Source organism: Arthrobacter sp. CAN_A6 (genome assembly GCF_015751715.1).
Taxonomy (GTDB): domain Bacteria; phylum Actinomycetota; class Actinomycetes; order Actinomycetales; family Micrococcaceae; genus Arthrobacter_D.
The window spans coordinates 99424-125221 of the sequence record NZ_JADOUV010000005.1 but is presented as its reverse complement, the minus strand read 5'-3'; the positions used below and the strand labels follow the sequence as shown (position 1 = coordinate 125221).

At 67.6% G+C, this 25798-nt stretch carries 21 protein-coding genes and 1 pseudogene; 12 read left to right on the top strand and 10 right to left on the bottom strand.

Features of this window, described 5'->3' with window-relative positions:
• Positions 1-7: 7 nt before the first annotated feature.
• On the bottom strand, positions 8-1270 hold the full coding sequence (locus IWX75_RS10295; protein WP_196822163.1) for an alpha/beta hydrolase family protein: 1263 nt from the start codon (positions 1268-1270) through the stop codon (positions 8-10).
• A 103-nt stretch (positions 1271-1373) separates the two neighbouring features.
• Between IWX75_RS10295 and IWX75_RS10290 the strand changes: the two genes are divergently transcribed.
• From IWX75_RS10290 to IWX75_RS10245, 10 genes are all read left to right on the top strand, one after another.
• The gene (locus IWX75_RS10290) at positions 1374-1859 is read left to right on the top strand and encodes a hypothetical protein (protein ID WP_196822162.1); all 486 of its coding nucleotides are present in this window, start codon (positions 1374-1376) and stop codon (positions 1857-1859) included.
• A gap of 14 nt (positions 1860-1873) precedes the next feature.
• Positions 1874-2320, top strand: coding sequence for a peptide-methionine (R)-S-oxide reductase MsrB (msrB, locus tag IWX75_RS10285; protein WP_196822161.1), 447 nt, complete (start codon positions 1874-1876; stop codon positions 2318-2320).
• 226 nt (positions 2321-2546) lie between these two features.
• The gene (locus IWX75_RS10280; RefSeq protein ID WP_196822160.1) at positions 2547-3920 is read left to right on the top strand and encodes a DUF6421 family protein; all 1374 of its coding nucleotides are present in this window, start codon (positions 2547-2549) and stop codon (positions 3918-3920) included.
• Positions 3917-4690, top strand: coding sequence for an SDR family NAD(P)-dependent oxidoreductase (locus IWX75_RS10275; protein ID WP_196822159.1), 774 nt, complete (start codon positions 3917-3919; stop codon positions 4688-4690). Before IWX75_RS10280 ends, IWX75_RS10275 begins: the two co-directional genes overlap by 4 nt.
• A gap of 7 nt (positions 4691-4697) precedes the next feature.
• Entirely contained in the window at positions 4698-5768 is a 1071-nt protein-coding gene (locus IWX75_RS10270; protein ID WP_196822158.1) for a threonine aldolase family protein, read from the top strand.
• A gap of 96 nt (positions 5769-5864) precedes the next feature.
• Positions 5865-6509: a DUF3000 domain-containing protein gene (locus IWX75_RS10265; RefSeq protein ID WP_196822285.1), complete on the top strand. Its 645-nt coding sequence runs from the start codon at positions 5865-5867 to the stop codon at positions 6507-6509.
• Positions 6510-6594: 85 nt separating this feature from the next.
• Entirely contained in the window at positions 6595-7953 is a 1359-nt protein-coding gene (locus IWX75_RS10260) for a ribonuclease D (RefSeq protein WP_196822157.1), read from the top strand.
• A 65-nt stretch (positions 7954-8018) separates the two neighbouring features.
• Complete coding sequence (locus tag IWX75_RS10255; protein WP_334684247.1) at positions 8019-9269, top strand: thiolase family protein; 1251 nt, start codon at positions 8019-8021, stop codon at positions 9267-9269.
• Positions 9266-11389: a 3-hydroxyacyl-CoA dehydrogenase NAD-binding domain-containing protein gene (locus tag IWX75_RS10250; protein WP_196822156.1), complete on the top strand. Its 2124-nt coding sequence runs from the start codon at positions 9266-9268 to the stop codon at positions 11387-11389. The genes IWX75_RS10255 and IWX75_RS10250 overlap by 4 nt, the downstream gene beginning before the upstream one ends.
• A 34-nt stretch (positions 11390-11423) precedes the next feature.
• Positions 11424-12632 carry an MFS transporter gene (locus IWX75_RS10245; protein ID WP_196822155.1) on the top strand — a complete coding sequence of 403 codons (1209 nt, stop codon included), beginning with the start codon at positions 11424-11426 and terminating at the stop codon, positions 12630-12632.
• A 104-nt stretch (positions 12633-12736) separates the two neighbouring features.
• On the opposite strand, the gene IWX75_RS10240 is transcribed toward IWX75_RS10245, so the two are convergent.
• The 8 genes and pseudogenes from IWX75_RS10240 to IWX75_RS10205 all read right to left on the bottom strand — a co-directional run bounded on the left by IWX75_RS10240 (position 12737) and on the right by IWX75_RS10205 (position 23413).
• Entirely contained in the window at positions 12737-13423 is a 687-nt protein-coding gene (locus IWX75_RS10240) for a DUF3060 domain-containing protein (protein ID WP_196822154.1), read from the bottom strand.
• A 166-nt stretch (positions 13424-13589) separates the two neighbouring features.
• Positions 13590-14567 carry an aldo/keto reductase gene (locus IWX75_RS10235; protein WP_196822153.1) on the bottom strand — a complete coding sequence of 326 codons (978 nt, stop codon included), beginning with the start codon at positions 14565-14567 and terminating at the stop codon, positions 13590-13592.
• Positions 14568-14634: 67 nt separating this feature from the next.
• Positions 14635-15051, bottom strand: a complete 417-nt coding sequence (gene ndk / locus IWX75_RS10230) for a nucleoside-diphosphate kinase (RefSeq protein ID WP_196822152.1) — start codon at positions 15049-15051, stop codon at positions 14635-14637.
• Positions 15052-15092: 41 nt separating this feature from the next.
• Positions 15093-15554: a DUF4233 domain-containing protein gene (locus tag IWX75_RS10225; RefSeq protein ID WP_196822151.1), complete on the bottom strand. Its 462-nt coding sequence runs from the start codon at positions 15552-15554 to the stop codon at positions 15093-15095.
• Between the two features lie 6 nt (positions 15555-15560).
• On the bottom strand, positions 15561-16943 hold the full coding sequence (locus tag IWX75_RS10220; RefSeq protein ID WP_196822150.1) for a bifunctional folylpolyglutamate synthase/dihydrofolate synthase: 1383 nt from the start codon (positions 16941-16943) through the stop codon (positions 15561-15563).
• Positions 16940-20239 carry an isoleucine--tRNA ligase gene (gene ileS, locus IWX75_RS10215; protein ID WP_196822149.1) on the bottom strand — a complete coding sequence of 1100 codons (3300 nt, stop codon included), beginning with the start codon at positions 20237-20239 and terminating at the stop codon, positions 16940-16942. Before ileS ends, IWX75_RS10220 begins: the two co-directional genes overlap by 4 nt.
• Before the next feature lie 341 nt (positions 20240-20580).
• Positions 20581-22494: pseudogene (locus IWX75_RS10210) on the bottom strand (alpha-amylase family glycosyl hydrolase).
• A gap of 79 nt (positions 22495-22573) precedes the next feature.
• Positions 22574-23413: a DUF1684 domain-containing protein gene (locus tag IWX75_RS10205; protein WP_196822148.1), complete on the bottom strand. Its 840-nt coding sequence runs from the start codon at positions 23411-23413 to the stop codon at positions 22574-22576.
• A gap of 157 nt (positions 23414-23570) precedes the next feature.
• Here IWX75_RS10205 and IWX75_RS17700 point away from each other — a divergent pair, with 157 nt between their 5' ends.
• Positions 23571-24152, top strand: a complete 582-nt coding sequence (locus tag IWX75_RS17700; protein ID WP_334684246.1) for a hypothetical protein — start codon at positions 23571-23573, stop codon at positions 24150-24152.
• A 5-nt stretch (positions 24153-24157) separates the two neighbouring features.
• The gene (locus tag IWX75_RS10200; protein WP_334684262.1) at positions 24158-24913 is read left to right on the top strand and encodes a cytochrome P450; all 756 of its coding nucleotides are present in this window, start codon (positions 24158-24160) and stop codon (positions 24911-24913) included.
• An 8-nt stretch (positions 24914-24921) separates the two neighbouring features.
• On the opposite strand, the gene IWX75_RS10195 is transcribed toward IWX75_RS10200, so the two are convergent.
• Positions 24922-25716, bottom strand: a complete 795-nt coding sequence (locus IWX75_RS10195; RefSeq protein ID WP_196822146.1) for an SDR family oxidoreductase — start codon at positions 25714-25716, stop codon at positions 24922-24924.
• Between the last annotated feature and the right edge of the window lie 82 nt (positions 25717-25798).

Sequence of the window (25798 nt, the reverse complement as noted above, 5' to 3'; positions counted from 1 at the left end):
GGGGAGCCTAGGCGGTACTTGCCGGGGGGATTCGTCCCCCCGGCATCGCCTTCTCGTACAGCAGCCCGTTCAGCCACCCGGTGACCGTCTGCTCCCAGCGCTCGGGAGCTACGTTCCACTCCTTGGTGTGGCGGGCGCGGTGGAACCGCTCGAAGGTCACGAAGGCCCGGTTCCGTTCGGCGAGCTGGGCCGAGGCACCGACCGGAACGAACTCGTCGTCCTCGCTGTGCAAAATCAGGGTGGGGATGGTCAGTTGCTCGGCGCGGGCTATCCAGTCCATGCTCTTGAGGTCCAGCGGAGCTGCGAGTCCGGTGATCCGCTTCGCGGCGTCGTTGGCCAGCAGCCACTGGCCGAGCCTTCCGACGGGGGCGGGAATCCTGTTGAGTTCGGCGTGGTGCGCCAGTACCTCGATCCAGTTGATGACCGGGCCGTTCAGCACCAGTGCGCTGATCCTGCGGCGGTGGCGCGAGAGGTCAGCGGTCTGGAGGGCGATAGCGCCGCCCATCGACCAGCCGAACAGCACCACCTGCCGCGCTCCGTGCGACACCGCATAGTCGATGGCGGCCTCGACGTCGCGCCACTCGGTCATGCCGAGGCCGTAGCGGCCGTCCGGAGCGGAGGGCGCTTCGCCGTCGTTCCGGTAGGAAATCACGAGACTGGTCAGGCCGAGGGTCCGCGCGGGATGCAGCGCCCGCAGCGTTTCCGAGCGGTCGGCGCCCCTGCCATGGATCAGGATCGCCCAGGTCTCGGAGGGAACCTCAGCGCGCACCAGCCATGCCGGAGCTCCACCGCCGTCGACGGGTATCCTCACTTCCTCATCCGCGAGCCCGAGATCCGAGGGCACAGCGTAGACCGCCCCGCTCCACCAGCCGCGGGTCGCGGCGGCGAGGTCTCCCGCGTAGACCTTCTCGACGTCGCGCTGCACCGTGCCTTCCCGCGGGACGTAGGAGCGGATCGCGCCGATGCGCGCGTGCCCGGCTCCCTTGGCGAAATAGAGGCTGTAGGTTCCCTCGACGGTGGTGTCGTCGTTCGCTGGAAGGATGACCTGCTGTCCGGTGCCCGTGTTGACGACGGCGAGGATGTCGAGGTTCTCCTCCCGGTATCGCGCCGGAGTCACGATCTGGCGGGCGAAGTGCGCGGCGAGGCCGGAGGCGGCTCCCGCGGCCGACGAGGTGAGGACGGCTCCGATTCCCACGCCGAGCGCGGTCCACTTGATCCACGGAGAGGTGGTGGGTTCCGCTGCCGCGGACCCTGCTTGCTTCGGTGACATACCCACATTCTTACCCGCAGGGATGCGGAGCGTCGATTCGGGCCGGAGAGCCACTCCCGGGGCGAGGCTGATTCGCGGACGATACCCGGCTAATGTTTTGAGCATGAACCAGACAATCGTGGTACTGACCGAGGAAGCACTCACCGATGCCGACGCGCTGAATCTGCAGGCGCTGCAGGGCGACGACGCCACGGAATTCCTGCTTCTGGTTCCTGAGGACCGCAATACCTCGGTGGTGGGTGAATTCCTCCATCACCTGAGCCTGCTGGAGCTTGCGGAAGCCTTCCGCGGCCTTTCGAAGGACGAGCCTCCAGCAGACGCGCCGGCTCCTGCCACCGCACTGCAGAACTCGCTGGAGGTGGCAACGCGGCACGGACTTGCCGCACGCGGGGAGACGGTTGAGGGAAACGCGGTGAAGGCCCTCGTGGCAACAGCGAAGGAGACCGATGCGTCCCAGGCGGTCGTGATCACCCGGCCGCATGCCGTGGCGGACACGTTCCATCGGGACTGGGCGAACCAGGCCCAGGACCAGCTCGGTATCGCGGTGCTCCACCTCTATTCCGGTTCGGGATTTATTGGTGACTCGTAGGCGTTGACCAGGATATGACTTCCGCGAAGAATGCCCACCAGCCCGAGGTTTCCAAGAGCGACGACGAGTGGCGCCAGGAACTGACGCCGCAGGAATTCCAGGTGCTCCGGAAAGCCGGCACCGAGCGTCCCTACACGGGCGAGTACTACGACTCGCATACCGAGGGGGTCTACCAGTGCCGTGCCTGCGGACAGGACCTGTTTACCAGCAATGAGAAGTTCGACTCCTCCTGCGGGTGGCCGTCCTTCTGGGCACCGCTCGCCGAGGACCGGGTCCGCTACCTCCACGACCGTTCACTCGGCATGGAACGCATCGAGGTCCGTTGCGGCCGGTGTGATTCCCACCTCGGACATCTGTTCAAGGGTGAGGGATTCCAGACCCCGGTGGACCAGCGCTTCTGCATCAACTCGATCTCGATGAAGCTCGTTCCCTCGGTGGCGGCCGAGCAGACGGGCGGCTGAGCAGACGGGCGGCTGAGCGGCCGGGGCAGCTCCGGCGCTGCCTGCCACCGCTCAGTCAGCAGGCGCAGGGCCGCTGTTGCTTCCTACAGGGAGTTCTCCGTCTAGCAAAAGCGTTTCTTATGCTGGGATGTTCTCAGCATAAGAAACGCTTTTTTATTGCTACGCTCGTGCCAATCCTCCGCTCAGTCCCCGGGCGAACCTCGGGCCGGCACCGAAAGCAGGCAACATGACCGCGACATCAGTGGCACCAGCAATCCTCGGCACCACAGCTCCGCAGCACCATCTGGCGTGGCTGGCCCTCAAGGCGGCAGCCACCGAACTGCAGGGACTGCAGGTCAAGGACGGTTCGATCCCCGAGCCGGACGACCATGCCCGTGCATCGGCACTGACGGACATCCTCACCGGGTCGGTCCGGCAACTGCTGCCGTTGTTTCCCCACGACGCCCCCTACCTGGAGCTGGTCATCGCGGACTTCCAGGCCTGGGAGGCCAAGGGCTTCGAAACTCCCGATTTCCTCGACTCGCTGCTGGCATTCCAGCCGCAGCAGAGCCGCATCGACGGGCTGCACCACCTGGTCCTGTTCCCCATGTACACCCAGAACGGCAGCTCGAGCCGCCTCGTGGAGGCCGTGCTGATCGAGGTGCTCTGGCCTGAATTCATCGCCGAACTCGAGGCCGGCGACTACTCGAACGGCCTCTTCGTACCCATCCGCTTCCTCGACTTCACCGCGGGATACGACACCAACTCGGCGGTCCTCTTTCCCGAAACCGTCGCCGTACGCCAGACTCCCACCTTCACCTGGGGCGCCATCTTCGCCGACCGCGAAGCTGCCCGCTTCCGCCGGGTGGTGCGGGCGGCTGCCGAGATCACCCGCCTGGACCTGCCGGAGGAGGCCCGCGAGCTACTCGACGACCAGAAGCTCACCGAGGAAACCTTCGTGATGTGGGACCTGATCCACGACCGCACCCACATGCGCGGCGACCTGCCCTTCGACCCCTTCATGATCAAGCAGCGCATGCCCTTCTTCCTCTACTCGCTCGAGGAACTGCGGTGCGACCTCACCGCCTTCCGCGAATCGGTGAAGATCGCGAAGGACGACGACGCCTCCCCCGAGGCACGCAGGCACGCCAGGCTCGTGCAGTACGCCGTCATCTTCGATCGCATCTTCCGCTTCTCCATCACGGGAACCCGTGTGCGCAACTACGACGGCCTGGGCGGGCAGCTGTTGTTCGCCTGGATGCACCAGCACCGCGTCCTCCACTGGACCGACACCAAACTGACGATCGACTGGGACGAGGCCGCCGGCGTCGTCGTGGCCCTCGGCGAGGAGATCGAGCAGCTGTACTGGCGCTCCATCGACCGCCCCAAGACGGCGCACTGGCTCGCCGCGTACCAGCTGGTGTCGAAGACCGTCACCCCGCACCCGGCGTCCGTCTGGGCGAAAGGGCCCGACGCACTCGCGCTGACCGGGCCGCCGCGCGGGCTGACCGACGCCGTGCTCGACGACGAGTTCCCCCTGTCGATGTTCTTCGAGGCACTCGAGCGCAAGATGAAACCCGTCATCGAGTCGACGGCCGGCATCACCGGAGCTGCCGGGTGAACGCCGATCCGGGAGAAAGCACCAGCGAATCCCTTGCCGGGAGAACCGTGGTGGTAGCGGGTGCCACGAGCGCGGCGGGCGTCGCGGTTTCCCGCCGCCTCGCCGCCGGCGGGGCGCGGGTGATAGGCGTCGGCTCCAATGCCGGGCGGCTCGATGCCGCGCTGGGGGATGTTCCCGGCGTCGAAGTGAGCGTATGCGACCTCGCAGATGCCGCGGCAGTCCGGTCCCTGGCCACGCGGATCGCGCAGGAGGACGACGGCGGCGCCTCGGCCCTGGTGCATCTGGTGGGCGGCTGGCGCGGCGGGCAGGGAATTCCCACGCAGACGGACGAGGACTTCGCCTTCCTCTCCTCCTCCGTGTTCGGCACGCTCTTCAACACCAGCCGGGCCTTCTATGACCAGCTGGCCGCGAACAACGGGCGCCTGGTGGCGGTGTCCGCGACCGCCGTCGAGCATCCCACGGCGTCGACTGCTTCCTACGCGGCCGTCAAGTCAGCGGTCGAGACCTGGCTGCGTGCGGTGGCGGACGGGTTCGCGAAGGACGGAACATCGGCCGCCTCCACGGCGCTGGTGGTCAAGGCCCTCGTGGACGAGGAGATGCGCCTTGCGCAGCCCGAGCGAAAGTTCCCGGGCTTCACCCCGGTCGAGCAGCTGGCCGACGCCGTCGCCGCACTGATGTCGGCTCCCGCGGCAGCGGTGAACGGCAGGCGGTTCCTCCCCGCCGAGCTCCTCGCACCAGCAGGCCCGGACGCGGGGCTTGCTGGTGGATAATGGCACGGTGACTGAAACTCTCTCGACCCTCCAGCCGCTTCACGACGCCTCGGTGCGCGGATTCGCGTCCGACAACTATTCGGGCGTCCATCCCGAGGTCCTTGCCGCCCTCGCGGCAGCCAACGGCGGACACCAGGGCGCATACGGTGACGACGTCTACACCCGGCACCTCCAGCAGGTGATGGAGGGCCATTTCGGCGAGGGCATCTCCGTGTTCCCCGTCTTCAACGGCACCGGCGCCAACGTCCTGTCGCTGCAGTCGATCCTGCCCCGCTGGGGCGCCGTCGTCTGCCCGCAGACAGCCCATATCAATGTCGACGAGAATGCTGCCCCGGAGCGCGTGGGAGGCATCAAGCTCCTGCCCGTAGCCACCCCGGACGGGAAGCTCACCCCTGAGCTCATCGACCGCGAGGCATGGGGCTGGGGCGACCCGCACCGTGCGCAGCCGCTGGCCGTCTCCATCACCCAGACCACCGAGCTCGGCACGCTGTACTCGATCGAGGAAATCCGTGCGATCGCCGACCACTGCCATGCACGTGGCATGCACCTCCACATGGACGGCGCCCGCCTGGCGAACGCCGCAGCCGCACTCGGCGTCCCGCTGCGGGCGTTCACGCGCGACGCCGGCGTCGACATCCTGTCCTTCGGCGGTACGAAGAACGGACTCATTTTCGGCGAGTGCGTAGTGGTACTCAACGAGCAGGCGTCGACGGGGCTCGAGTTCCTGAGGAAGATGAACATGCAGCTCGCCTCCAAGATGCGGTTCGTCTCGGCTCAGCTCATCGCGCTGCTCGAGGGCGACCTGTGGCTCCGATCGGCTTCCCACGCCAATGCCATGGCGGCACGCCTCACCGAGGCGGTGAGGGGAATCGACGGCGTCCAGCTCACCCAGGAGACCCGGGCCAACGCGGTCTTCGCCATCCTGCCTCCCGGGGCTGCCGACCGTATCCGGAAGCACTTCAGGTTCTACGACTGGGACCAGCAGACGCGTGAAGTGCGCTGGATGTGCTCCTTCGACACCACCGAGGAAGACGTCGACGCCTTCGCCGCCGCGATCCGGCGCGAACTGGGGAGCTGACACCAGGCGGAAACCACCGGCCTGCACACCGGGCTCCCCGGCGCGTCGCTGTGCTGTTCTCACTACTGCAGGGCATAGCCTGCGGTAGTGAGCGCAATCGGCGGCCTGCAAGAGGTCCCCCAGGAATTCCTGAGTGCCCTGTCCGGACTCCGGGAGGCCACCTGCCGCAATGAGCTGCGCCTCGAAGAGCTCCCCGCGCCGTCGCGCCTTGCTCCCTTCGCCGTCGCACTGGGCGCCGAGGTCTTCCCTCCGCTGTACGCAGCTCCGACGCGGAGGGCTTCCGCAGCCTTCGGTCATGGCCCTGCCCGGCTCGGTCCGGTTCCCCGGGAACCCGAGGAGCTCGCCACGGGGCGCTTCATCCTTCTTCACGATCCCGGACGCCCGGAAGTGTGGAACGGGACGTTCCGCGTGGTGACCTATATCCGCGCTCAGCTCGACGCGGACATGGGCAATGACGCCCTGCTCGGCTCCGTCGCCTGGACGTGGCTCGTCGAAGCCCTGGAGAACCACGGTGCACATCACCACAGCGCGGGTGGTACGGCGACCCGGATCCTCTCGGAGAGTTACGGCACCCTCGAGGAACGGGGCGACACCATCGACATCGAGCTTCGCGCCTCCTGGACGCCGGCGAGCGGGGACGTGCGCAGCCACCTGGAGGCATGGTCGGACATGGTCTGCACCTTCGCGGGGATCCCTCCCCTGCCCGAGGGCGTCCTTCCGCTGCCGCACCGGCGGAGCTAGTGCCCACGAGCCCCGGCCGAGCGCCCACCAGCCCCGGCACCAGCAGCACGAACGGCAATCACCGCGGGGATAGACTGAAATCACCATGAGTTCCCAGACTTCCGAGCAAGCGGGCAACATTCCCGCTCCTGAAACACTCCCGCCGAACGAGTCTCCCGAGAACAGTCCGCCGCTCGCCGTGCTGACCGACCCGCGCGACGGCGTACCCCTCGTCATCGACACGCTTCCCGGGCTGGAGCGGGCAGCGGCGGCCCTCGCTGCCGGGACCGGTCCCGCGGGAGTGGACGCCGAACGGGCATCGGGCTTCCGCTACGGGCAACGCGCCTTCCTCGTACAGATCCGGCGGGAAGGGGCTGGAACCTGGCTCATCGACCCCGAACCCTTCCGGGACCTGAAGATCCTCGATGACGCCCTCGAAGGGGTCGAATGGATCCTGCATGCGGCCAGCCAGGATCTGCCGTGCCTGTCGGAACTGGGCATGTGGCCGGACAAGTTGTTCGACACCGAGCTTGCGGCACGGCTCGCCGGACTGCCGCGGGTGGGCCTCGCCGCCGTCATCGAATCCCAGCTCGGCTTCTCGTTGGCGAAGGAACACTCGGCAGCCGACTGGTCCAAGCGCCCGCTGCCCGAGCCGTGGCTGCGCTACGCGGCCCTCGATGTCGAGGTCCTCACCGAACTGCGGGACAAGCTGGTGGAGCGCCTTGCCGAGAGCGGCAAGCTCGCCCTTGCCGAAGAGGAATTCGAGCACATCCGCACGTCCCCCCTGGCAGAACCGAAGACCGATCCCTGGCGCCGCACCTCGGGGCTCCATCAACTGCGTGACCGCCGCCAGCTCGAGGCGGTGCGCCAGATGTGGCTCGAGCGAGAAGATCTCGCACAGCGCCGTGACGTCGCCCCGGGTCGCCTGATCCCGGACTCGGCCATCGTGGCCGCGGCGAAGGCGATGCCGTCGACCGTCCCGCAGTTGCTCTCCACCAAAGGCTTCAACGGCCGTGCCGCGCAGAAGGAGGCGCCCCGGTGGATCAAGAGCATCAACGACGCCCGGAAGGCCACCGACCTGCCGCCCCTGCATGTTCCGAGCAACGCGCCGCCTCCGCCGCGTATCTGGGCGGAGAAGGACCCGGAGGCCGCTGCACGGCTCGGAACGGCTCGGCCCCGGGTGGCCGCCCAGGCGGAGAAACTCAACCTGCCGCTGGAGAATCTCCTGACCCCTGATTTCCTCCGGCGGATCGCCTGGCGCCCGCCCGCGGACATCACTCTTGAAACAGTCAGCTCGGCGCTTGCAGCACTGGGAGCGCGGCAATGGCAGATCGAGCAGGTCGCGGCAATCATCACCGTGGCCTTCCTCGATCCTGATCCGCTCCCCGCCAAGAATTCCGGCGGGGGACCCGGCACGGCGTCCGGCACGGAGAACACTGCCCGGCTCGATGCCTCTGCCGGCTGACTTGCCACCCTAAGTTACCGGTCAGTAACCTAGTCGCGGACCAACATCTCAAAGAGGAGCAACAGGTGAGCGCAGAAATCGAGACCACCCCTGCCCGCGGAGCATCGCGCCGCGTTCGGGACGTCGTCTTCGTCGACGGGGTACGCACTCCCTTCGGCAAGGCCGGAAGCAAGGGAATCCACGCCGGAACACGGGCCGATGACCTCGTCGTGAAATGCATCCGCGAGCTCATGCGCCGGAACCCCTCGCTTCCGCCGGAGCGTATCGACGACGTCGCCATCGCCGCCACCACCCAGACGGGCGATCAGGGCCTGACGATCGGGCGGACCGCCGCGCTCCTCGCGGGCCTGCCGCGGAGCGTACCCGGATTCGCGATCGACCGCATGTGCGCGGGCGCCCTGACGGCCGTGACCACCACTGCCTCGGGCATCGCCTTCGGCGCCTACGACGTCGTCATCGCCGGTGGCGTCGAGCACATGGGCAACCACCCGATGGGTGCCGGAACCGACCCCAACCCCCGGTTCCTGTCCGAGCGCCTCGTGGACCCCGCAGCCCTCAATATGGGAAACACCGCGGAGAACCTCCACGACCGTTTCCCCGCGATCACCAAGGAGCGCACCGACGCCTACGCGGCCCGGAGCCAGGCGAAGTTCGCGGCAGCGCTTGAAGCCGGGCACATCCAGCCCGACCTCGTGCCCGTCGCGGGCAAGAAGGCGGGAGCCGGCTGGACCCTCAACACCGCTGATGAGCCACCCCGTCCCGGCACCACCGTCGAGGACCTCGCACAGCTCCGCACGCCGTTCCGCCCCCACGGCAGGGTGACAGCCGGCAACGCGGCAGGACTGAACGACGGCGCGACGGCGGCACTGCTGGCCTCTGCCGACGCCGCAGCGGAGTTGGGCCTTCCCGTCCGGATGCGCCTCGTGGCCTACGCCTTCGCCGGCGTCGAGCCCGAGGTCATGGGAATCGGCCCGGTGCCGGCCACCGAGAAGGCCCTGCGCCAGGCAGGGCTCGACATTTCCGACATCGGGCTGTTCGAGATCAACGAGGCCTTCGCCGTGCAGGTGCTGACCTTCCTCGACTCCTTCGGCATCGACGACGAGGACCCTCGCGTCAATCAGTACGGCGGTGCCATCGCCGTCGGGCATCCGCTCGCGTCCTCCGGCGTCCGCCTCATGAACCAGCTCGCACGCCAGTTCGGGAAGGACCCGGCCGTGCGCTACGGAATGACGACAATGTGCATCGGCCTCGGAATGGGCGCCACCGTCATCTGGGAGAACCCCCACCACGCCGACTATGGACAGGACGCAGCATGAGCTTCGACCGCTTTGAGGAACTTGCCGCGCTGGTTCCCACCGAAATCGTCACCCATCCCTACGTCCAGGACATCGACCTCCCGTTCGGGGCCGGCGTGCTGGCGCTGGTCACGCTCGACAACGACCTCGACTCCGCGAAGCCCACCACACTGGGCCCGAACACGCTGATCGAATACGGCCGCACCCTCGAGGGCCTCAAGGAGCGTGCCGGACGTGGCGAGATCCAGGCCGTCGCAGTGACGGGCAAGCCGTACTTCCTGGTGGCCGGCGCCGATCTCTCGACCGTGAAGTCGCTGAAGACCGAGCAGTACGGACTCCTGATGGCCGAGCTGGGCCACGAGGCCTACAACCTCTTCGGAAGCCTGGGCGTTCCGAGCTTCGCTTTCATCAACGGTGTCGCCCTGGGCGGCGGGCTGGAGATCGCCCTCGCCGCCGATTACCGCACGGTGTCGACGGGTGCCAACGGCATCGGTCTTCCGGAAGCTTTCATCGGGCTCGTTCCCGGCTGGGGCGGCGTGTATCGGTTGCCCCGCCTGATCGGGCCCGCCGCAGCAGTGAAGGTCATGATCGAGAATCCGCTGAGCAACAACCGGATGCTGGACGGCGCGGCGGCGTTCGAGCTCGGGATCGCCGACCAGCTCTTCGAACCGGCGGATTTCCTGGAGCAGTCGCTCCTGTGGGCGGCGAGGATCGTCTCCGGGGATGCTGCTGCCATCCGGACGCAGGAGGAGCGGCGCTCGCGGCTCGGATCCTACGACGACGCCAGTTGGGACGCCGCCGTCGCCGCCGGCCGGGCCTTCGTCGAGGCGAGGACCGGCAATGCCGCCCCGGCGCCGTCCAGGGTCCTCGACCTCTTCGAAGCCGGGAAGAGCTATTCCAGGGAGGAATCGGCCCGCGCCGAGTGCAAGGCGCTCAGCGACCTCATGCAGACCCCCGAGTTCCACTCGACGGTGTACGCCTTCCTCGACCTCGTGCAGAAGCGTGCCAAGCGCCCGGCCGGGGCGCCGGACCGGAAGCTGGCCCGGCCCGTGACGAAGGTGGGCATCGTGGGCGCCGGTCTGATGGCCAGTCAGCTCGCGCTGCTGTTCGCCCGCAACCTCAAGGTTCCCGTGGTGCTCACGGACATCGACCAGGCCCGCGTGGACAAGGGCGTGGCCTACGTGCACGCTGAAGTGGACAAGCTGCTGGGCAAGAAGCGACTGTCCCTGGACGCCGCCAACCGCACCAGGGCGCTGGTCTCCGGCTCCGTGTCGAAGGACGTCTTCGCCGACGCGGATTTCGTCATCGAAGCCGTCTTCGAGGAGCTGTCCGTCAAGAAGCAGGTCTTCGCCGAAGTCGAGGCCGTGGTCACCCCGGAGTGCATCCTGGCCACCAACACGTCCTCGCTGTCAGTGGCGGAGATGGCCGCCGACCTCCAGCACCCCGAGCGTGTGGTGGGCTTCCACTTCTTCAACCCGGTGGCGGCAATGCCGCTGCTCGAGATCGTCCGGGCTCCCGGAACCGACGACGCCGTCCTCGCGACCGCCTTCGCCCTCGCCAAGGAGCTCAGGAAGAATGCCGTCCTGGTCCAGGATGCGCCGGCGTTCGTGGTGAACCGGATCCTCGGCCGCATGTTCGGCGAGATCACCAAGGTCTTCGACGAGGGAACCGACGCCGGGACAGCCGATAACGCGCTCCGTCCGATGGGCCTTCCCATGACCCCCTTCCGGCTCCTCGCGCTCGTCGGCCTCCCCGTCGGGCAGCACGTCCAGGAGTCGTTGCGCGCCGCCTTCGGGAACCGCTTCCACGTCTCGGCCAACCAGCAGAAACTGATCGATGCCGGGGTCAAGGGCCTGTGGGAGAAGCACGACGACGGCACCTCGACGGTTCCGGGATCAACCCTTGCGCTCCTCGAGCGTGGGGATTTGCCGTCGTCGGGTGCGGAAGTGCTGCAACGGACACAGGACGCCCTCGCGGACGAGATCGGCCGCATGCTCGACGAAGGGGTTGTCGCTGCTCCCGAGGACATCGACCTGTGCGTCATCCTGGGGGCCGGCTGGCCCCTGCATCTCGGCGGGATCACCCCGTACCTGGACCGCACGGGCGCCTCGGAACGGGTCAACGGCAGGACCTTCCACTAGGCGGCCGCGTGCTGCAGAGTTCGCGGACCTGTCGGTGACGGCCACCGGACCGCTGGGCGGAGTCGGACCGACGTCGTGGCGCCGGCCGGCGCTGGCCATGTTCACCGTGGGTTACGGGGCGAACCAGTTCGTTCCGCTCCTGGCGGTCTACCGCCGGACGCTGGGTCTTTCCGACGCCGAGGCGACAGCGGTTTTCGTCGTGTACGCCGTCGGCCTGATTCCCGGCCTGCTCGTGGGCGGCAGGATCAGCGACCGGCAGGGTCGCCGCCGTCTGATGCTCGCTTTCGCTGCCCTGTCGCTGGTCGCCACCATGGTGCTGATCAGCGGTCAGTGGGGTGTCGGCGGTCTGTATGCGGGCCGCTTCCTGACGGGTGTTGTCTCCGGGGCGATCTTCAGCATCGGTACGGCCTGGATCAAGGAGCTCTCCGGAACGGCCACGGAGGGAGCCGGCGCCCGGCGAGCAGCGCTGGCGTTGACCGCCGGGCTGGGAATCGGACCCCTGATAGCAGGACTCCTTGCCCAGTGGGCTCCCGCTCCGCAGGTACTGCCCTACCTCGTGCACCTCGTGATCGCAGCGGTGGCACTCGTGCTGCTCTTCCGCGCCCCCGAAACCCGGTTCCCCGGCCCGGCGCCGGCACGGCCCCCGCGGCTGCTTCCGGCAGCAGCGGCCACCCCGGCATTCCGGCTGATCATCGTCCCGATGGCGCCCTGGGTCTTCGGCAGCGTCACCCTCGTCTTCACTACTCTGGGCGAGCACGCAGTGCCGCGCGACAACTCCCTCGCAGTGGCATTCTCAGGCCTACTGGCCGCTTTCGCACTCGCCGCCGGCGCACTGATCCAGCCGGCGGGCCGGCGCCTGTCGTCCGCGACGAGGAGTCCGGGCGCCGCCGCGGCTGTCGGATTGGCGGTCGTCGCTGCCGGGTGCCTCGCGGCCGCGGGCGCCACCGCCTGGCCTTCCCTTGGAAGCGCGGCTGCCGCCGCTCTGCTGCTGGGTGCGGGGTACGGGCTGTGCCTGATCGTGGGACTGGCCGAGGTCGAGGAACTCGCCTCGCCCGAGGAGCTTGGTGCGGTGGTGGCGCTGTACTACAGCCTTGCCTATGCAGGTCTCGCCATCCCGTACCTACTCGCCCTTGCAGCGCCCTCGGTAGGCTACCCGGTCGCACTGCTGGTGACGGTCGCCGCGGCGATTCTCACACTCATCGCCGTCGTCGCCGGCAGCAGGCGCCTGGGATCTGCCCGCTGACCCACTCCAGCGGCGCGCCCGGCCTTTCCTTCCTGCCGTCGCGTCCAATTCCCCGCGTCGCAGGAGCGGGTCCGCGAAGGGGTCCGTCGAGTCGTTGCGGTGAGCTATGCGGCCGACACCGAGTTGTTTCCTTCGGTCTCGATGACCGGTTCGCCCGAGGTGTAGGTGACCGTGTTGTCGTCCCCCTCGACATCGATGCTCCGCGTCTCTTCGACCTCGACCGTGTTGCTGTCGCCGTCCACATCGATCTCGCCGATCGTCGCGGCTGTCACGGTGTTGTTGTTTCCTTCGACGTCGGTCTTCTCCGCGTTGTCCCCGGTGATCGTGTTGTTGTCACCATCCACCTCGATGTCCTCGCAGTCGCCGGTGAATTCGAGTACGGTGTCGTCGGCCTCGACGTCGATGTCCCCGCCGCCGCTGCACTCGATGGTGACCGCTGTGTCCGGGCTCGTGATCTTGTATTCACCGCCCGCGGTCAGGGCGATGGCCGTGGTGGCACCCGGGTCCCCGGACGCCGATGCAGTGCTCGAGGAACCCGCCGTTTCCGACGCCGACGCGCTGGCGGAGGCACTCCCGGTTCTGGAGCCGGCGGAAGCCGTTTCGCTCCCGGAGGGATCACTGGAGGCGGACTCGGAGGATCCACCAGCGGTCGGGGCGGCCGTTGCAAGCTCGCTCGCGACGGTCGTGGCGGCCCCGGGCTGCGGAGCCGGTTCGGCGTTGCATCCCGTCAGCAGCGCCACGGCGGCGACTGACCCGAGAACGAGAGTGAGGGGACGGTACGTGGAATTCATCTTTTCTCCCTGGCTGGCTGGCACGTGGTTGTGCGGTTTCTGCGCAGCCCCCGTCTGCCGAAGCCTGCAGAAAGGTAAGTCTACTTGCTATCCCCCTGGTGTCGCTGTCGGATCCGGGAGTTTACACAGCGGCCCGCCAGTGCTTGCCGGGTGCGCCGGGGGCGCGCTAGACGAGCAGCGACTTCGGCTGGCGGGGAAAGATCCGGTCCAGCTCATCGAGGTCCTCCACCGTCGGCGCCCAGGAGACGGCCGACGCGTTCTGCACCACCTGCTTCGGTGTGGTGGCGCCGGCGATCACGGACGCCACTGCGGGTTGGGCGGCGAGCCAGGAGAAAGCGACCTGCACTTCGGTGAGGCCGCGGGAATCGGCGAAGGCCCGGAACTGCGACAGTTGCTCCCAGTCCGCCTTCTCGAGGATGCTCGTGCGGGAGTGGGTCAGCCGGCTGCCCGCGGGCACTGCATCCTGGCGGTATTTTCCGGTGAGCAGCCCGTTGGCGAGCGGGAAGTAGGGAAGCACGCCGAGGCCGTAGGCCTCGGCGGCGGGGATCACTTCGTTCTCCGTCCGGCGGTCGAGCAGGTTGTAGTGGTTCTGGGCCGAGATGAAGGGGGTGAAACCGCTCGCGCCGGCGGTCAGCTCCGCCGCAGCGACCTGCCACCCTGCGAAGTTCGAGTGGCCGAGGTACCGGACCTTGCCGCTGTGCACCAGGTCATCCAGCGCCGAAAGCGTTTCCTCGATAGGTGTCAGGCGATCCGGGACATGGAGCTGGTAGAGATCGATCCAGTCCGTGCCGAGGCGGCGGAGGGACGATTCGACAGCTCGGACGATGTAGCGGCGCGATCCCCTGGCTCCCCAGTCGGGTCCGTTGACTCCGCCCATGTCCGCACCGAATTTCGTGGCCAGGACTACGTCGTCCCGCCGGCCGCCCAGCGCCCTGCCCAGCATTTCCTCACTGGTGCCGGGTGCCTTGCCATAGATGTCAGCGACGTCGAAGAAATTGATTCCAGCGTCGATGGCTGCGCCGATGACGGCGTTGGTGCCGTCCTGGGTCTCCGTGGGGGTTCCGGCGCGGCCGAGGTTGTTGCACCCCAGGCCAACCGTGGAGACACTGAGCCCGGAATTGCCTAATCTGCGATAGTCGGTCATGACCCTACGCTATCAAAAAGGTTGCCCGGGGTACCGGACGGCACCCCGGGCAACCGGTCCGGCTTCGTCAGGAGAACCAGATGTCGATCTCGCGCCGGGCCGACTCGGCGGAGTCCGAGCCATGGACGAGGTTCTGCTGGACCTTCTGTCCCCAGTCCCGGCCGAAATCGCCGCGGATGGTCCCGGGCGCCGCCGACGTCGGATCGGTGGTGCCGGCGAGGGAGCGGAAGCCCTCGATAACGCGCTGGCCTTCGAACACTGCGGCGACCACGGGGCCGCTCAGCATGAACTCGACCAGCGGCTCGTAGAACGGCTTGCCGACGTGCTCGGCGTAGTGTTCCTCGAGCAGTTCGCGCGTGGCGGAGACCAGTTTGAGGTCCGCGACGGTGTAGCCCTTGGCCTCGATGCGGCCAAGGATCACCCCGGTGAGGTACCGGGAAACGCCGTCGGGCTTGATCAGTACGAGTGTGCGTTCAACGCTCATGAATTCTCCTCAATAGTGCCGGGTTGTCCCGTTCGACTCTACTAGCCGGCGTCCATCGGCCGGCCGTCCGTGGATTGGGGGTTCTCCTTTTCCCACTGCGCCTGAAGCCGGTCCCGCTCGATGTTCTCCGTGTCCAGGCGCGCCCCGGTCCGAACTCCGTAGAGCCACGTCAGGGCGAAGGCGATACCGACGAAGAACATGGCCGGTTCGAGGAAGCCGGTGGCGATGATGACGAACTGCAGGAGCCACGCGACCGCGATCCCCCAGCGCTTAGTCAGTACGGCGCAGTTCAGCACCAGGAGCACGCTCAGCGCTACCCCGAGGCCGAGGATCAGGCCACCCGGCAGTTCGTCCCGGCGCAGTCCGAAGATGGTGAGTGTTCCGAAGAACACCGCGAACGCCTCGAGGAGGAGCACCACCGAGGCGAACATCACCTTCACGGAACGGCGCTTCTTCGGCATGCCGGGGCGCCATTCGCGCTGGGCCTTGGTCATCCGTGCCATGGGTGCCTACTTTCCAAGAAGGGTTCGCGCTTCGCCCACCACGGTGATCGAGCCGGTGACGAGGATTCCCCCTGCGAGGTCGTTGTTCTCCTCCGCCTTCATGACGGCCCATTCGAGGGCGTCGTCGAGCCGATCGATGATATTGATGTTCTCCTCGGCGAAGCCCGCGGAGAGCGCCGCCTGCAGCAGGTCGGTTGCGGGAATGGAGCGCGGCGACGTGGACTGCGTGAGGCAGACGTCCTCGAGGATGCCGCCGAGTTCCTCGTACAGTTCGGCGAAGATGCCGGCGGCGTCCTTGTCCTGCAGTATCCCGATGACCAGGACGAGCCGGGAGAAGTCGAACGCTTCCTTGATGCCTTTCGCCGCCGCCCGTGCACCCGCGGGGTTGTGGGCGGCGTCCACGATGATGCTCGGGGCGGTGCGCACCACCTCCAGCCTGCCGGGTGAGGTGACCGACCGCAGGCCATCACGGATCAGCCCGGTCTCCAGCTGCCGCGTCCCGCCGCCGAGGAAAGCCTCGACGGCGGCAACCGCCACTGCGGCGTTCTGGGCCTGGTGCTCGCCGTGCAGCGGGACCAGGAGTTCGCCGTACCGGCCGGCCAGCCCGGTGAGGGATACCACCTGGCCGCCCACCGCGACGGTGCGGGATTCGACGCCGAACTCGACTCCCTCGAAGCGGAAGTCGACGCCAATTTCCCGGGCCGCCTCCAGGAGCACCTGCGCGGCCTCGCGCGGCTGGGCGGCGCTGACGAGGAAGCTACTGGGCTTGATGATGCCGGCCTTCTCCCGGGCGATGTCCTCCAGGGTATCGCCGAGCAGCTCGGTGTGGTCGAGCGAGATAGGCGTGATCACCGCGACCTGTCCGTCCCCCACATTGGTGGCGTCGGTGATGCCGCCGAGGCCCACCTCAAGAACGGCGACGTCGACGGGTTCGTCCGCGAAGACGGCGAACGCGAGGATGGTGACGCATTCGAAGTAGGTGAGCCGGGGTTCACCGGCAACCAGCAGTTCACCGTCCACGATGTCGAGGTAGGGCTTGACCTCGTCCCAGACGCGCACGAAGGTCTCGTCGCGCACGGGCTCCCCGTCGATGCTGATGCGTTCCGTGACGCGGGACAGGTGGGGGCTCGTGAAGCGCCCCGTGCGGAGGTCGTGCGCCAGCAGGATGCTCTCGATCATGCGGGCCGTCGACGTCTTGCCGTTGGTGCCCGTGATGTGGATGATCGGGAACGCCCGGTTCGGCTCGCCCAGGATCTCCATGGCCCGGACGAGCGGTGCCATTCGCGGCTCCATCTTGTTCTCAGGGGCTCGGCTCAGCAGTTCGGCATAGACGCTTTCCACCGAGAACCGGTCGAGGGGGCCGGTGCCGGCGGTGTCTTCGGTGCTCATGGGTGCCTTTCCACTGCAACAGTGAATTCGTCTTCGACGTCGTTCCCGACGACGCGCAGGACGCGCGTCAGTGTTTCGTCCTTGATGAGGTCGGCGTTCGCCTCGAGCGCGGCCACGTTCCCGGGAGCGACCGTCACCGTCGCGGTGATGCGGTCGCTGATGTCGAGATCGGCGTCGCGGCGCGCCTGCTGGATGGCCCGGATGGCATCGCGAGCGGTTCCCTCCGCCGCCAGGGCGGGGGTGACCTCGGTGTTCAGGACGAGGAATCCGCCGTCCTGAAGCACCGTCACCGCGCGGTGTCCGGCATCGGAACCGGCCACGACCGTCTCGAGCGTGTACTCATGGGCTTCGAGGGCGAGTCCGCCCGCGGTGACTGCGCCGTCGTCGCCGATGAACCAGTCCCCCGACTTCGACGCCCGAATGACTGTCTGGACCTGCTTGCCGAGGCGCGGCCCTGCGGCGCGCGCATTCACGGACAGCTTCTGCGTGATACCGAATTCGGCGGGCTCCGCGTCCGCCGAATCGACCAGCCGTACGGCCTTGAGGTTCAGCTCGTCGGCGATGATGGACTGGTACTGACCGGTCAGCTGCCCGGCACCAGGGGCGACGACGGTCAGCTCCTGCAGCGGCAGGCGCACCCGCAGGTTCGCCGCCTTGCGCAGGCTCGACCCGGCCGAGCAGACCTGGCGTGTCCGGTCCATCTGCTCCACGAGCTCCGGAGCTCCCGGGAACAGTTCGGCGGCAGGCCAGTCGGTGAGGTGCACCGAACGTCCGCCGGTCAGCCCGCGCCAGATCTCCTCGGTCACCAGGGGCAGCAGCGGCGCCGCGACCCGGCACACCGCCTCGAGGCAGGTGTAGAGGACGTCGAAGGCGTCGGTGTCCTCCTCGAAGAAACGCTGCCTGCTGCGCCGGACGTACCAGTTGGTCAGCGTGTCGAGGTAGCGCCGGAGCGACTCGCAGGCGTCGCTGATGTTGAAAGCATCGAGTGAGACGGTGAGATCTCGTACCAGGTTGCCCGTGTTGGCCAGGAGGTAGCGGTCGATCGGCTCGCGGAGTCCTGCAGCGGCTTCTGCGGACACCGTTTTCGCGTCGTACCCTTTCCCGCCGTTCGCCGCGTTGGTGTAGAGGCTGAAGAAGTGCCAGACGTTCCAGAGCGGCAGCAGGACCTGGCGCACGCCCTCCCGGATTCCCTGCTCGGTCACCACGAGGTTGCCGCCCCGCAGGATCGGCGAGGCCATCAGGAACCAGCGCATGGCGTCCGAACCGTCACGGTCGAACACCTCCGAGACGTCCGGATAGTTCCTCAGGCTCTTGGACATCTTCTGTCCGTCGGAGCCGAGCACGATGCCGTGGCTGATGACGTTGCGGAAGGCCGGACGGTCGAACAGTGCAGTGGAGAGGATGTGGAGCATGTAGAACCAGCCGCGTGTCTGGCCGATGTACTCGACGATGAAGTCCGAGGGGTTGTGGGTGTCGAACCACTGGCTGTTCTCGAACGGGTAATGGACCTGGCCGTACGGCATCGATCCGGAGTCGAACCAGACGTCCAGCACGTCCTCGACGCGGCGCATGGTCGACTGCCCCGTGGGATCATCGGGGTTCGGCCGGGTCAGCTCGTCGATGAAGGGGCGGTGGAGGTCCACCTCGCCCTGCTTGTTGACGGGAAGCCGGCCGAACGCCTCCTGCAGTTCTGCGAGCGAACCGTAGACGTCGGTGCGGGGGTATTCGGGGTTGTCGGACTGCCACACCGGGATGGGGCTGCCCCAGAAGCGGTTGCGGCTGATGGACCAGTCCCGGGCGTTGGAGAGCCACTTGCCGAACTGCCCGTCCTTGACGTTGCCCGGGATCCAGTTGATGTCCTGGTTGAGTTCCACCATGCGGTCGCGGAACTTGGTGACCTCGACGTACCAGGAGGACACCGCACGGTAGATCAGCGGGTTCCGGCAACGCCAGCAGTGGGGGTAGCTGTGCACGTAGCTGGCCTGGCGGAGCAGGCGGCCCTGGCCCTTCAGGATCCGGGTGATGGGTTTGTTCGCTTCGAAGACCTGCAGTCCTGCGATCTCCGCGAGTGGTCCGCGGGAGAACATCGGCAGGAAACGGGCGCCCTCGTCCACGGAGAGGATCACCTGGATGCCCGCGGCCTCACAGATCTTCTGGTCCTCCTCGCCGTACGCCGGGGACTGGTGGACCAGGCCGGTGCCGTCGGTCGTCGTGACGTAGTCGGCGACGAGGAATCGGAAGGCGTTGCGGTAGCCGCCCTCCTCGGCGTCCGCAAGATAGTTCCAGAGCGGCTCGTAGGTGAGGCCCTCGAGGTCCGCGCCGAGGTGTGTCGAGGTGATCCCGGTCCGCGCGGCCGCGGCATCGGCGAAGCCGAGGTCCTTCGCGTAGTTGCCGAGGAGGTCCTCGGCGATCAGGTAGCGGCCGGTTCCGCCGTCGCGCTCCGCCTCCACGACCACATACGTGATGCCGGGCCCGACGGCGAGCGCCGCGTTGGTGGGCAGCGTCCAGGGTGTGGTGGTCCACGCGAGGGCCTGCACGCCCGCGAGGTCGCGGGAAAGGTCGGAGCCGCCGGCGAGGATGGGGAAGGTGACGGTGACGGTCTGGTCCTGGCGGTCCTGGTAGACGTCCTCGTCCATGCGGAGCTCATGGTTCGAGAGGGGTGTTTCGTCGTTCCAGCAGTACGGGAGCACGCGGTAGCCGTTGTAGGTCAGGCCCTTGTCGTGAAGCGTCTTGAACGCCCACAGCACCGATTCCATGTATTCGGGGTTGAGGGTCTTGTAGTCGTTGTCGAAGTCCACCCACCGGGCCTGGCGCGTGACGTAGCTCTTCCACTCCCCCGCGTACTTCATCACGGAGGCCCTGGAGGCGTCATTGAACTTGTCGATGCCCATCGCGAGGATCTGCTGCTTGTCCGTCATGCCGAGCTGCTTCATGGCCTCAAGTTCGGCGGGCAATCCGTGGGTATCCCAGCCGAAACGACGCTCCACGCGGCGGCCGCGCTGCGTCTGGTAGCGGCCCACGAGGTCCTTCGCGTATCCGGTCAGAAGGTGGCCGTAGTGCGGCAGACCGTTCGCGAAGGGAGGTCCGTCGTAGAACACGAATTCGTTGGAGCCGTCAGCGCCGGCGTCGCGGGCGTCGATGGAGGCCTGGAAGGTGCCGTCCTCGTCCCAGTATCTGAGGATCCGCTCCTCGATGGAGGGGAACTTCGGCGATGCGGTTGCGGACGCCGACGCAGGGGCACCGGCGGCCGCCGGCTGGGCTTCGCTTGAAACTGCTTTGGGGTAGATCTGCGGCATGTAGTCATCCTGTGGTGGCGGCGGGTCGGAGCAACGGGTGGTGATCCTGCTGCGAGGACGGACGCTGCCCTCGGATACCGGTTGCCTCTCCGGTTGCCGGGAGCTGAACCCGCGGTACCACCTCACTTGCCGCCGTCGTCGGTGACGCTCCCTGGGGAGCGAGACCGTCCGGGCTGCCACTCATTTTCGGCTGTGACGGGCTTCCCCGTCCGGTTCTACTTGGCCGGCGGCCCTCTACGGGCCGGCATGCCGTTCTTCCGGAAGCTCACCGGTGATGGCCGGGTCGATGCTGATGTGCCAAGTCTAGCCGTCCGGATAATTGCTTGTCTAAAGACGCTGCCCTACGTGCCCGGATCCCTCCGCCAGGAACTTCCCTTCCCGGCCTGGCAGCGGAGCCAGACGACGCCATGGGCATCAAGGGTGATTCCGTCGGCGAGCGGAAGCACCGTACCGGTGATCAGTTCCACGGCCGACGGCTCCAGGCCGGAGAGCGTCTCGGCGGAAATGTCCTGAGGGGTGTCGGCGAAGTTCGCGAGTGCGAGGACTGTCGTCTCCTTTCCGTCGAGCAGGCCGGGGCGCTGGTAGCCGAGGACGTGCGGATTGTTGGTGGAGAAGGGGATGAGCGTGCCGCCGGCGAACTCCGGTGTGTACTTCCGCACGTCGATGAGCCGGCGCAGGCCGGTGGAAATGGCTCCTGCATCGGTCGCCGGGTCATCCTTGGCCGCATAAGGGCCGGCCGGGTACGCGGGGCGTCCCACCCATCGGGAGTCCTCCGCCTGCGCGGGGTCCTCGAGGTAGCCGTAGTCGTTGAGCTGCCCGACCTCATCGCCCAGATAGAGCAGCGGGATCCCTCCGGTGCTGAGGATGATCGAGTGCGCAAGGAGGATCCGCCCGACGGCGCCGGGATCACCCGCCTCCAGACCGGCCAGCGACGCCGTCGTGCCCGAGATCCGGCAGTCCCCGGTGCGCGGGTTGTCCTGGAACGGGACACCGCGGGCGAAACTGCCGGGGAACCGGTCGACGAAGAACGCGTTGAGGAACCGCCGGTGATCGAACCCGGGAATGCCGAGCTCCGCGGCGTCCTCATCCGAGAACGTCCAGCCGATGTCGTCATGGCTGCGCACATAGTTGACCCAGGCGGTGCCCGGCGGGGTGGCATGCCGGCGTTCGAGCGCCTGGGCCAGGAGCGAGGCGTCGCGGGTGGCCAGCGAGTTCCAGGTCAGGGCCATCTGCAGGGGGTTGTAGCTGAGCTGGCACTCCCCCGGGTGAATGTACTCGGCCACCTCGTCGGGGTGGACGATGGCCTCGGACTTGAACAGGAGCGACGGCGCGGCGAGACGGCAGACCGCGTTGAAGGCCTGCAGGAGCAGGTGGGCTTCGGGAAGGCTCTCACAGGTGGTGCCGAGCCGCTTCCAGATGAACGCCACGGCGTCCATCCGTACGATGTCGATGCCCTGGTTGGCGAGGAACAGCATCTCGCGCGCCATGGCACGGAAGACCGCCGGGTTGCGGTAGTTGAGATTTCACTGGAAGGAGTGGAACGTGGCCCAGACCCACCGGCCGTCGTCGAGCTGGACGAAGGAGCCGGGGTGGTCGTCGGGGAAGATCTCGCGCACGGTCAGCTCGTAGGCGTCGGGCATCTGGCGATCGGGGTAGAGAAGGTAGAAATCCTCGTACTCCGGGTCGCCCGCGAGTGCCTTCCGGGCCCACTCGTGCTCGTTGGAGGTGTGGTTGAAGATGAAGTCAACCACGAGGGCGATGCCGTTCTCCCGCAGCTCCCGGGCAAGGTCCGCGAGTTCGTCCATGGTACCCAACGACGGGTGGACCTCGCGGTAGCTCGACACGGCATACCCGCCGTCGGAATTCTCCTCCGGTGCGCGGAACAGCGGCATGAGGTGGAGGTAGGTCAGACCCAGCTCCCGGAAGTACGGGATCCGGGACCGGACGCCCGACAGGGTACCCGCGTATCGGTCCACGTAGCAGACGCCGCCGAGCATGGTGTGCGAGGAGAACCAGTCCGGATCCCGCGCACGTGAAGCATCGATGGCCTTCAGGTCACCGGGCCGATCCTGCCAGGAGTTCGCTGCCTCGACCGCAAGCAGCGCCAGCTGGTCATCGGCATTCCCGTAGATGCGGGAGAACAGGCCCTCCAGGCGGGGGAATTCGACCTCGAACCGCGCCTCGAAGGACGCCCAGTCCACATCCGACGTCGATCGCCGGCGGGCCGCGAGCACGTCTGGAGGGAGGAATGCCATTGCCGCGTTGTCCGATCCGCTCGCCCGATGAAGCCCGCTCCTGTGGGGGGCGCCTTCCCTATCTATATCAGGTTCGGAATCAGGGCTGCCCGGTTTCCTCCGCCCCGGCGGGCCGCTTCTCGCCGGCCTCGATCCCCACGTCGAGGCTGTTCCCCTTCACCGGCATGGGGCACGTGCCGTACGAGGTGAAAGCGCTCGGGTAATTGACGGCACGATTGAAGTCCAGGATGACTGATCCGTCGGGATGGGGCTTCCCGGTGGAGACCCTCCGCCACCCGGCGGTCGTGTTCCCGTTGGTGGCGTCGGAGAAGGTGACGGTCAGCGCACCATGTTGGTCCGCCGCCGCCTGCAGCCGGTACTCGGAACCCATGCGGGGGAGCCGGAAGACCACCTCACCCGCGGCTCGGTGCACTCCACCCACCAGGGGGTTGGCGGTGCTGATCGATTCCTCCACCGGTTCGGGATACGCCTCGTAGCGGGCTTCGACCACGAGGTCCGGGCGATAGCCGAAGGTGGGAATGCCGTCGAACGCCATGCGCACCGGTGACTCCGAATCCCTCGTGCGGAGGGCGTACCGGTTGGCCCGCCGGGCAAGCTCCACCACCACCTGTGTGCCGTCGTCGCCGCCGTACTGGACCCACATCAGTGATTCCTCGTCGGCCAGCGTCGCAGGAACCGTCCCGGTCACGGGTCGGCCCGTTCCCACGAAGGTGAGTCCGTCCTCCACCGCCGCGGTCAGCAGCGCCGTCGTACCGTCCGAGGACCATGAGCCGGGAAGGGATCCGACGGCGCCGGGCCGGGTCTCCAGCCACTCGAACGACGTAAGCGTCAGCCAGCCGTGCTCGGCCGCAAGATCCCTGTTGCGGGCCTCGCGGAAGCGGGTCCAGCGCTCCACCCGGGCATCGGGACTGGCATTCATGGTTCCTCCGAGGCAAGTAGGGTGCGCTGCTCTGTCAGCCGGTAGAACCCGATCGGGGCGGAAGCCATTCCCGGCACCTTTACATTGTGCTGGAAGGCGTCCCTTGGCAGGGTGGGTGTAGAACGTAACCCCCGACTTCCCGACAGGCGGTACACGCATGAGCATCCCCATGCTGCCGACGGCCTCAGTGCTGGATACGGCAATGTTTCTCGGAGCAGTCCTCCTTCCCACCCTCGCCAAGGGGCCGATCATCCGGCGACCCGGGGTCGTCGGGTTCGCGGAGCGCTTCCGGCTCGACGACCGCGCTGTTCGCGTGGTGCGCCGGCTCTCCGACAAGCATCCGGAGGGTCCGCTGCTCCTGCGCCTGCCCCGGCGCCACCAGGCCGTAATCCTCGCACCGGGCCACGTGGACACCGTGCTGGACATGTCCCCCGAACCCTTCTCACCGGCGACCGATGAAAAGCGCGCGGCGCTCGCACACTTCCAGCCCAACAACGTGCTGATTTCGAAGGGACCGGTGCGGAACATCCGGCGTGCTCTCCAGGAGCAGGTCCTGGAGAGCACGCCATCCACCAGCTTGCCGGGGCTTTCCTCCCGGTGGTCCGGCAGGAGATGGACGAGCTCCTCGCCGCGGCGGCGAAGCGTGGGGAGCTGGCCTGGGAGGACTTCCTTCCCGCCTGGTACCGCGTGGTGCGCCGCGTGGTCTTCGGCGATTCCGCACGGAATGACGAGGAACTGACGGACATGATCACCCAGTTGCGGAAGAACGGCAACTGGGCCTTCCTTCACCCGAAGCAGAAAAAGCTGAGGGCACGATTCCTGACCCGTATCAATGCTGAACTGGCCCGTGCCGAGGAGGGCAGCCTCGCCTCCGTCCTGGCGGCGCGCGCACCGCAGCATGAGGACGCGGCACCTGCGGAGCAGGTTCCGCAGTGGCTCTTCGCTTTCGATCCCGCAGGCATGGCCACCTTCCGCGCATTGTCCGTCCTCGCCACCCACCCGGAGGCCGGAGAGCGAGCACGCCAGGAACTGAGCGACGACGATTCCGGCGGTTCATTCCTTCCCTACCTGCGCTCCTGCGTGCTCGAGTCCCTGCGCCTGTGGCCCACCACCCCACTGATTCTGCGGCAGACCACGCGCCCCGTGGAATGGGAGGACGGACTGATGCCCGCCGGGTGCGGAGTGCTGATCTTTGCGCCCTACTTCCATCGGGACGAACGCAATCTCTCCAGGGCGCACCAGTTCGCCCCCGAGCGCTGGCTCGAGGACGAGTCCGGCGACTCCGGGGGCTGGCCGCTGATCCCCTTCAGCGACGGGCCCGTGGTGTGCCCGGGGAAGCAGCTGGTGCTGCTCCTGACGAGCGCAGCGCTTGCACGGCTGATCGGGGAGACCGACTTCCACCTGAAGAGCCACCACCGGTTGGACCCGAGCGGCAGGCTCCCGGGGACGCTCGACAACTACTCGCTCCGCTTCGCACTGGAGCCCGGCCGGCGCGGCTGAGGCTCTCCTCAGCCGCGCAGTACCTTGTGGTTGGCTGCCTGCGCGAGCGGGCGCAGGACGATCTGGTCGATGTTGACGTGGTGCGGCGCGTTCAGCGCGAAGACGATCGCGTCGGCGACGTCGGCCGCAGTGAGCGGGAGGGCCACACCGGCATACACCCGATCTGCGGCATCCTGGTCGCCTGCCAGACGGTTCAGCGCGAATTCCTCGGTGTGCACCATGCCGGGGGCCACCTCGATGACGCGGATATTGTTCGCGGCCTCCTCGAGCCGCAGTGCCCGTGCGAGGGCCTGCTGGCCGGCTTTCGCGGCACAGTATCCCGCCCCGCCCTCATAGGCGGCCAGCGCCGCCGTCGACGTCAGGAAGAGCACGCTGCCCTGTCCGCCCGAACGGAGCGCCGGAAGGAAGGCGCGCGTCACCCTCATGGAGCCGAGCACGTTCGTGTTGTACATGTACTCCCAGTCATCATCCTTCGCCACGGCGACGGGATCGGCGCCGAACGCGCCCCCGGCATTGTTGACCACCGCGTGCACGGGTCCCGCCTCCGTCACGGTGCGCAGCAGGCCCTCGACCGATTGCTGGTCGGTGACGTCGACGACGGCGGCAGTGGCCCCGGTCTCCTCGGCCAGCGACTGCAGGCGGTCCAGACGCCGGGCAGCGGCGGTCACATCCCAACCGGCTGCCCGAAGGGCGCGGACCGTGGCTGCGCCGATGCCGGAGCTGGCGCCGGTCACGACGGCGCGCAGCGCGTTCGGCGCGTCGGGTGCAGGGGAACCGATGGATGCAGGCGAAAATTGAGTCATGAACCCACTCTAGCCAGCGGGATCCCGCGCCCGGAGGGCAGAACCGCCGACCGCGTGGGCGGGAAACCCTGCAGCAGAGGGC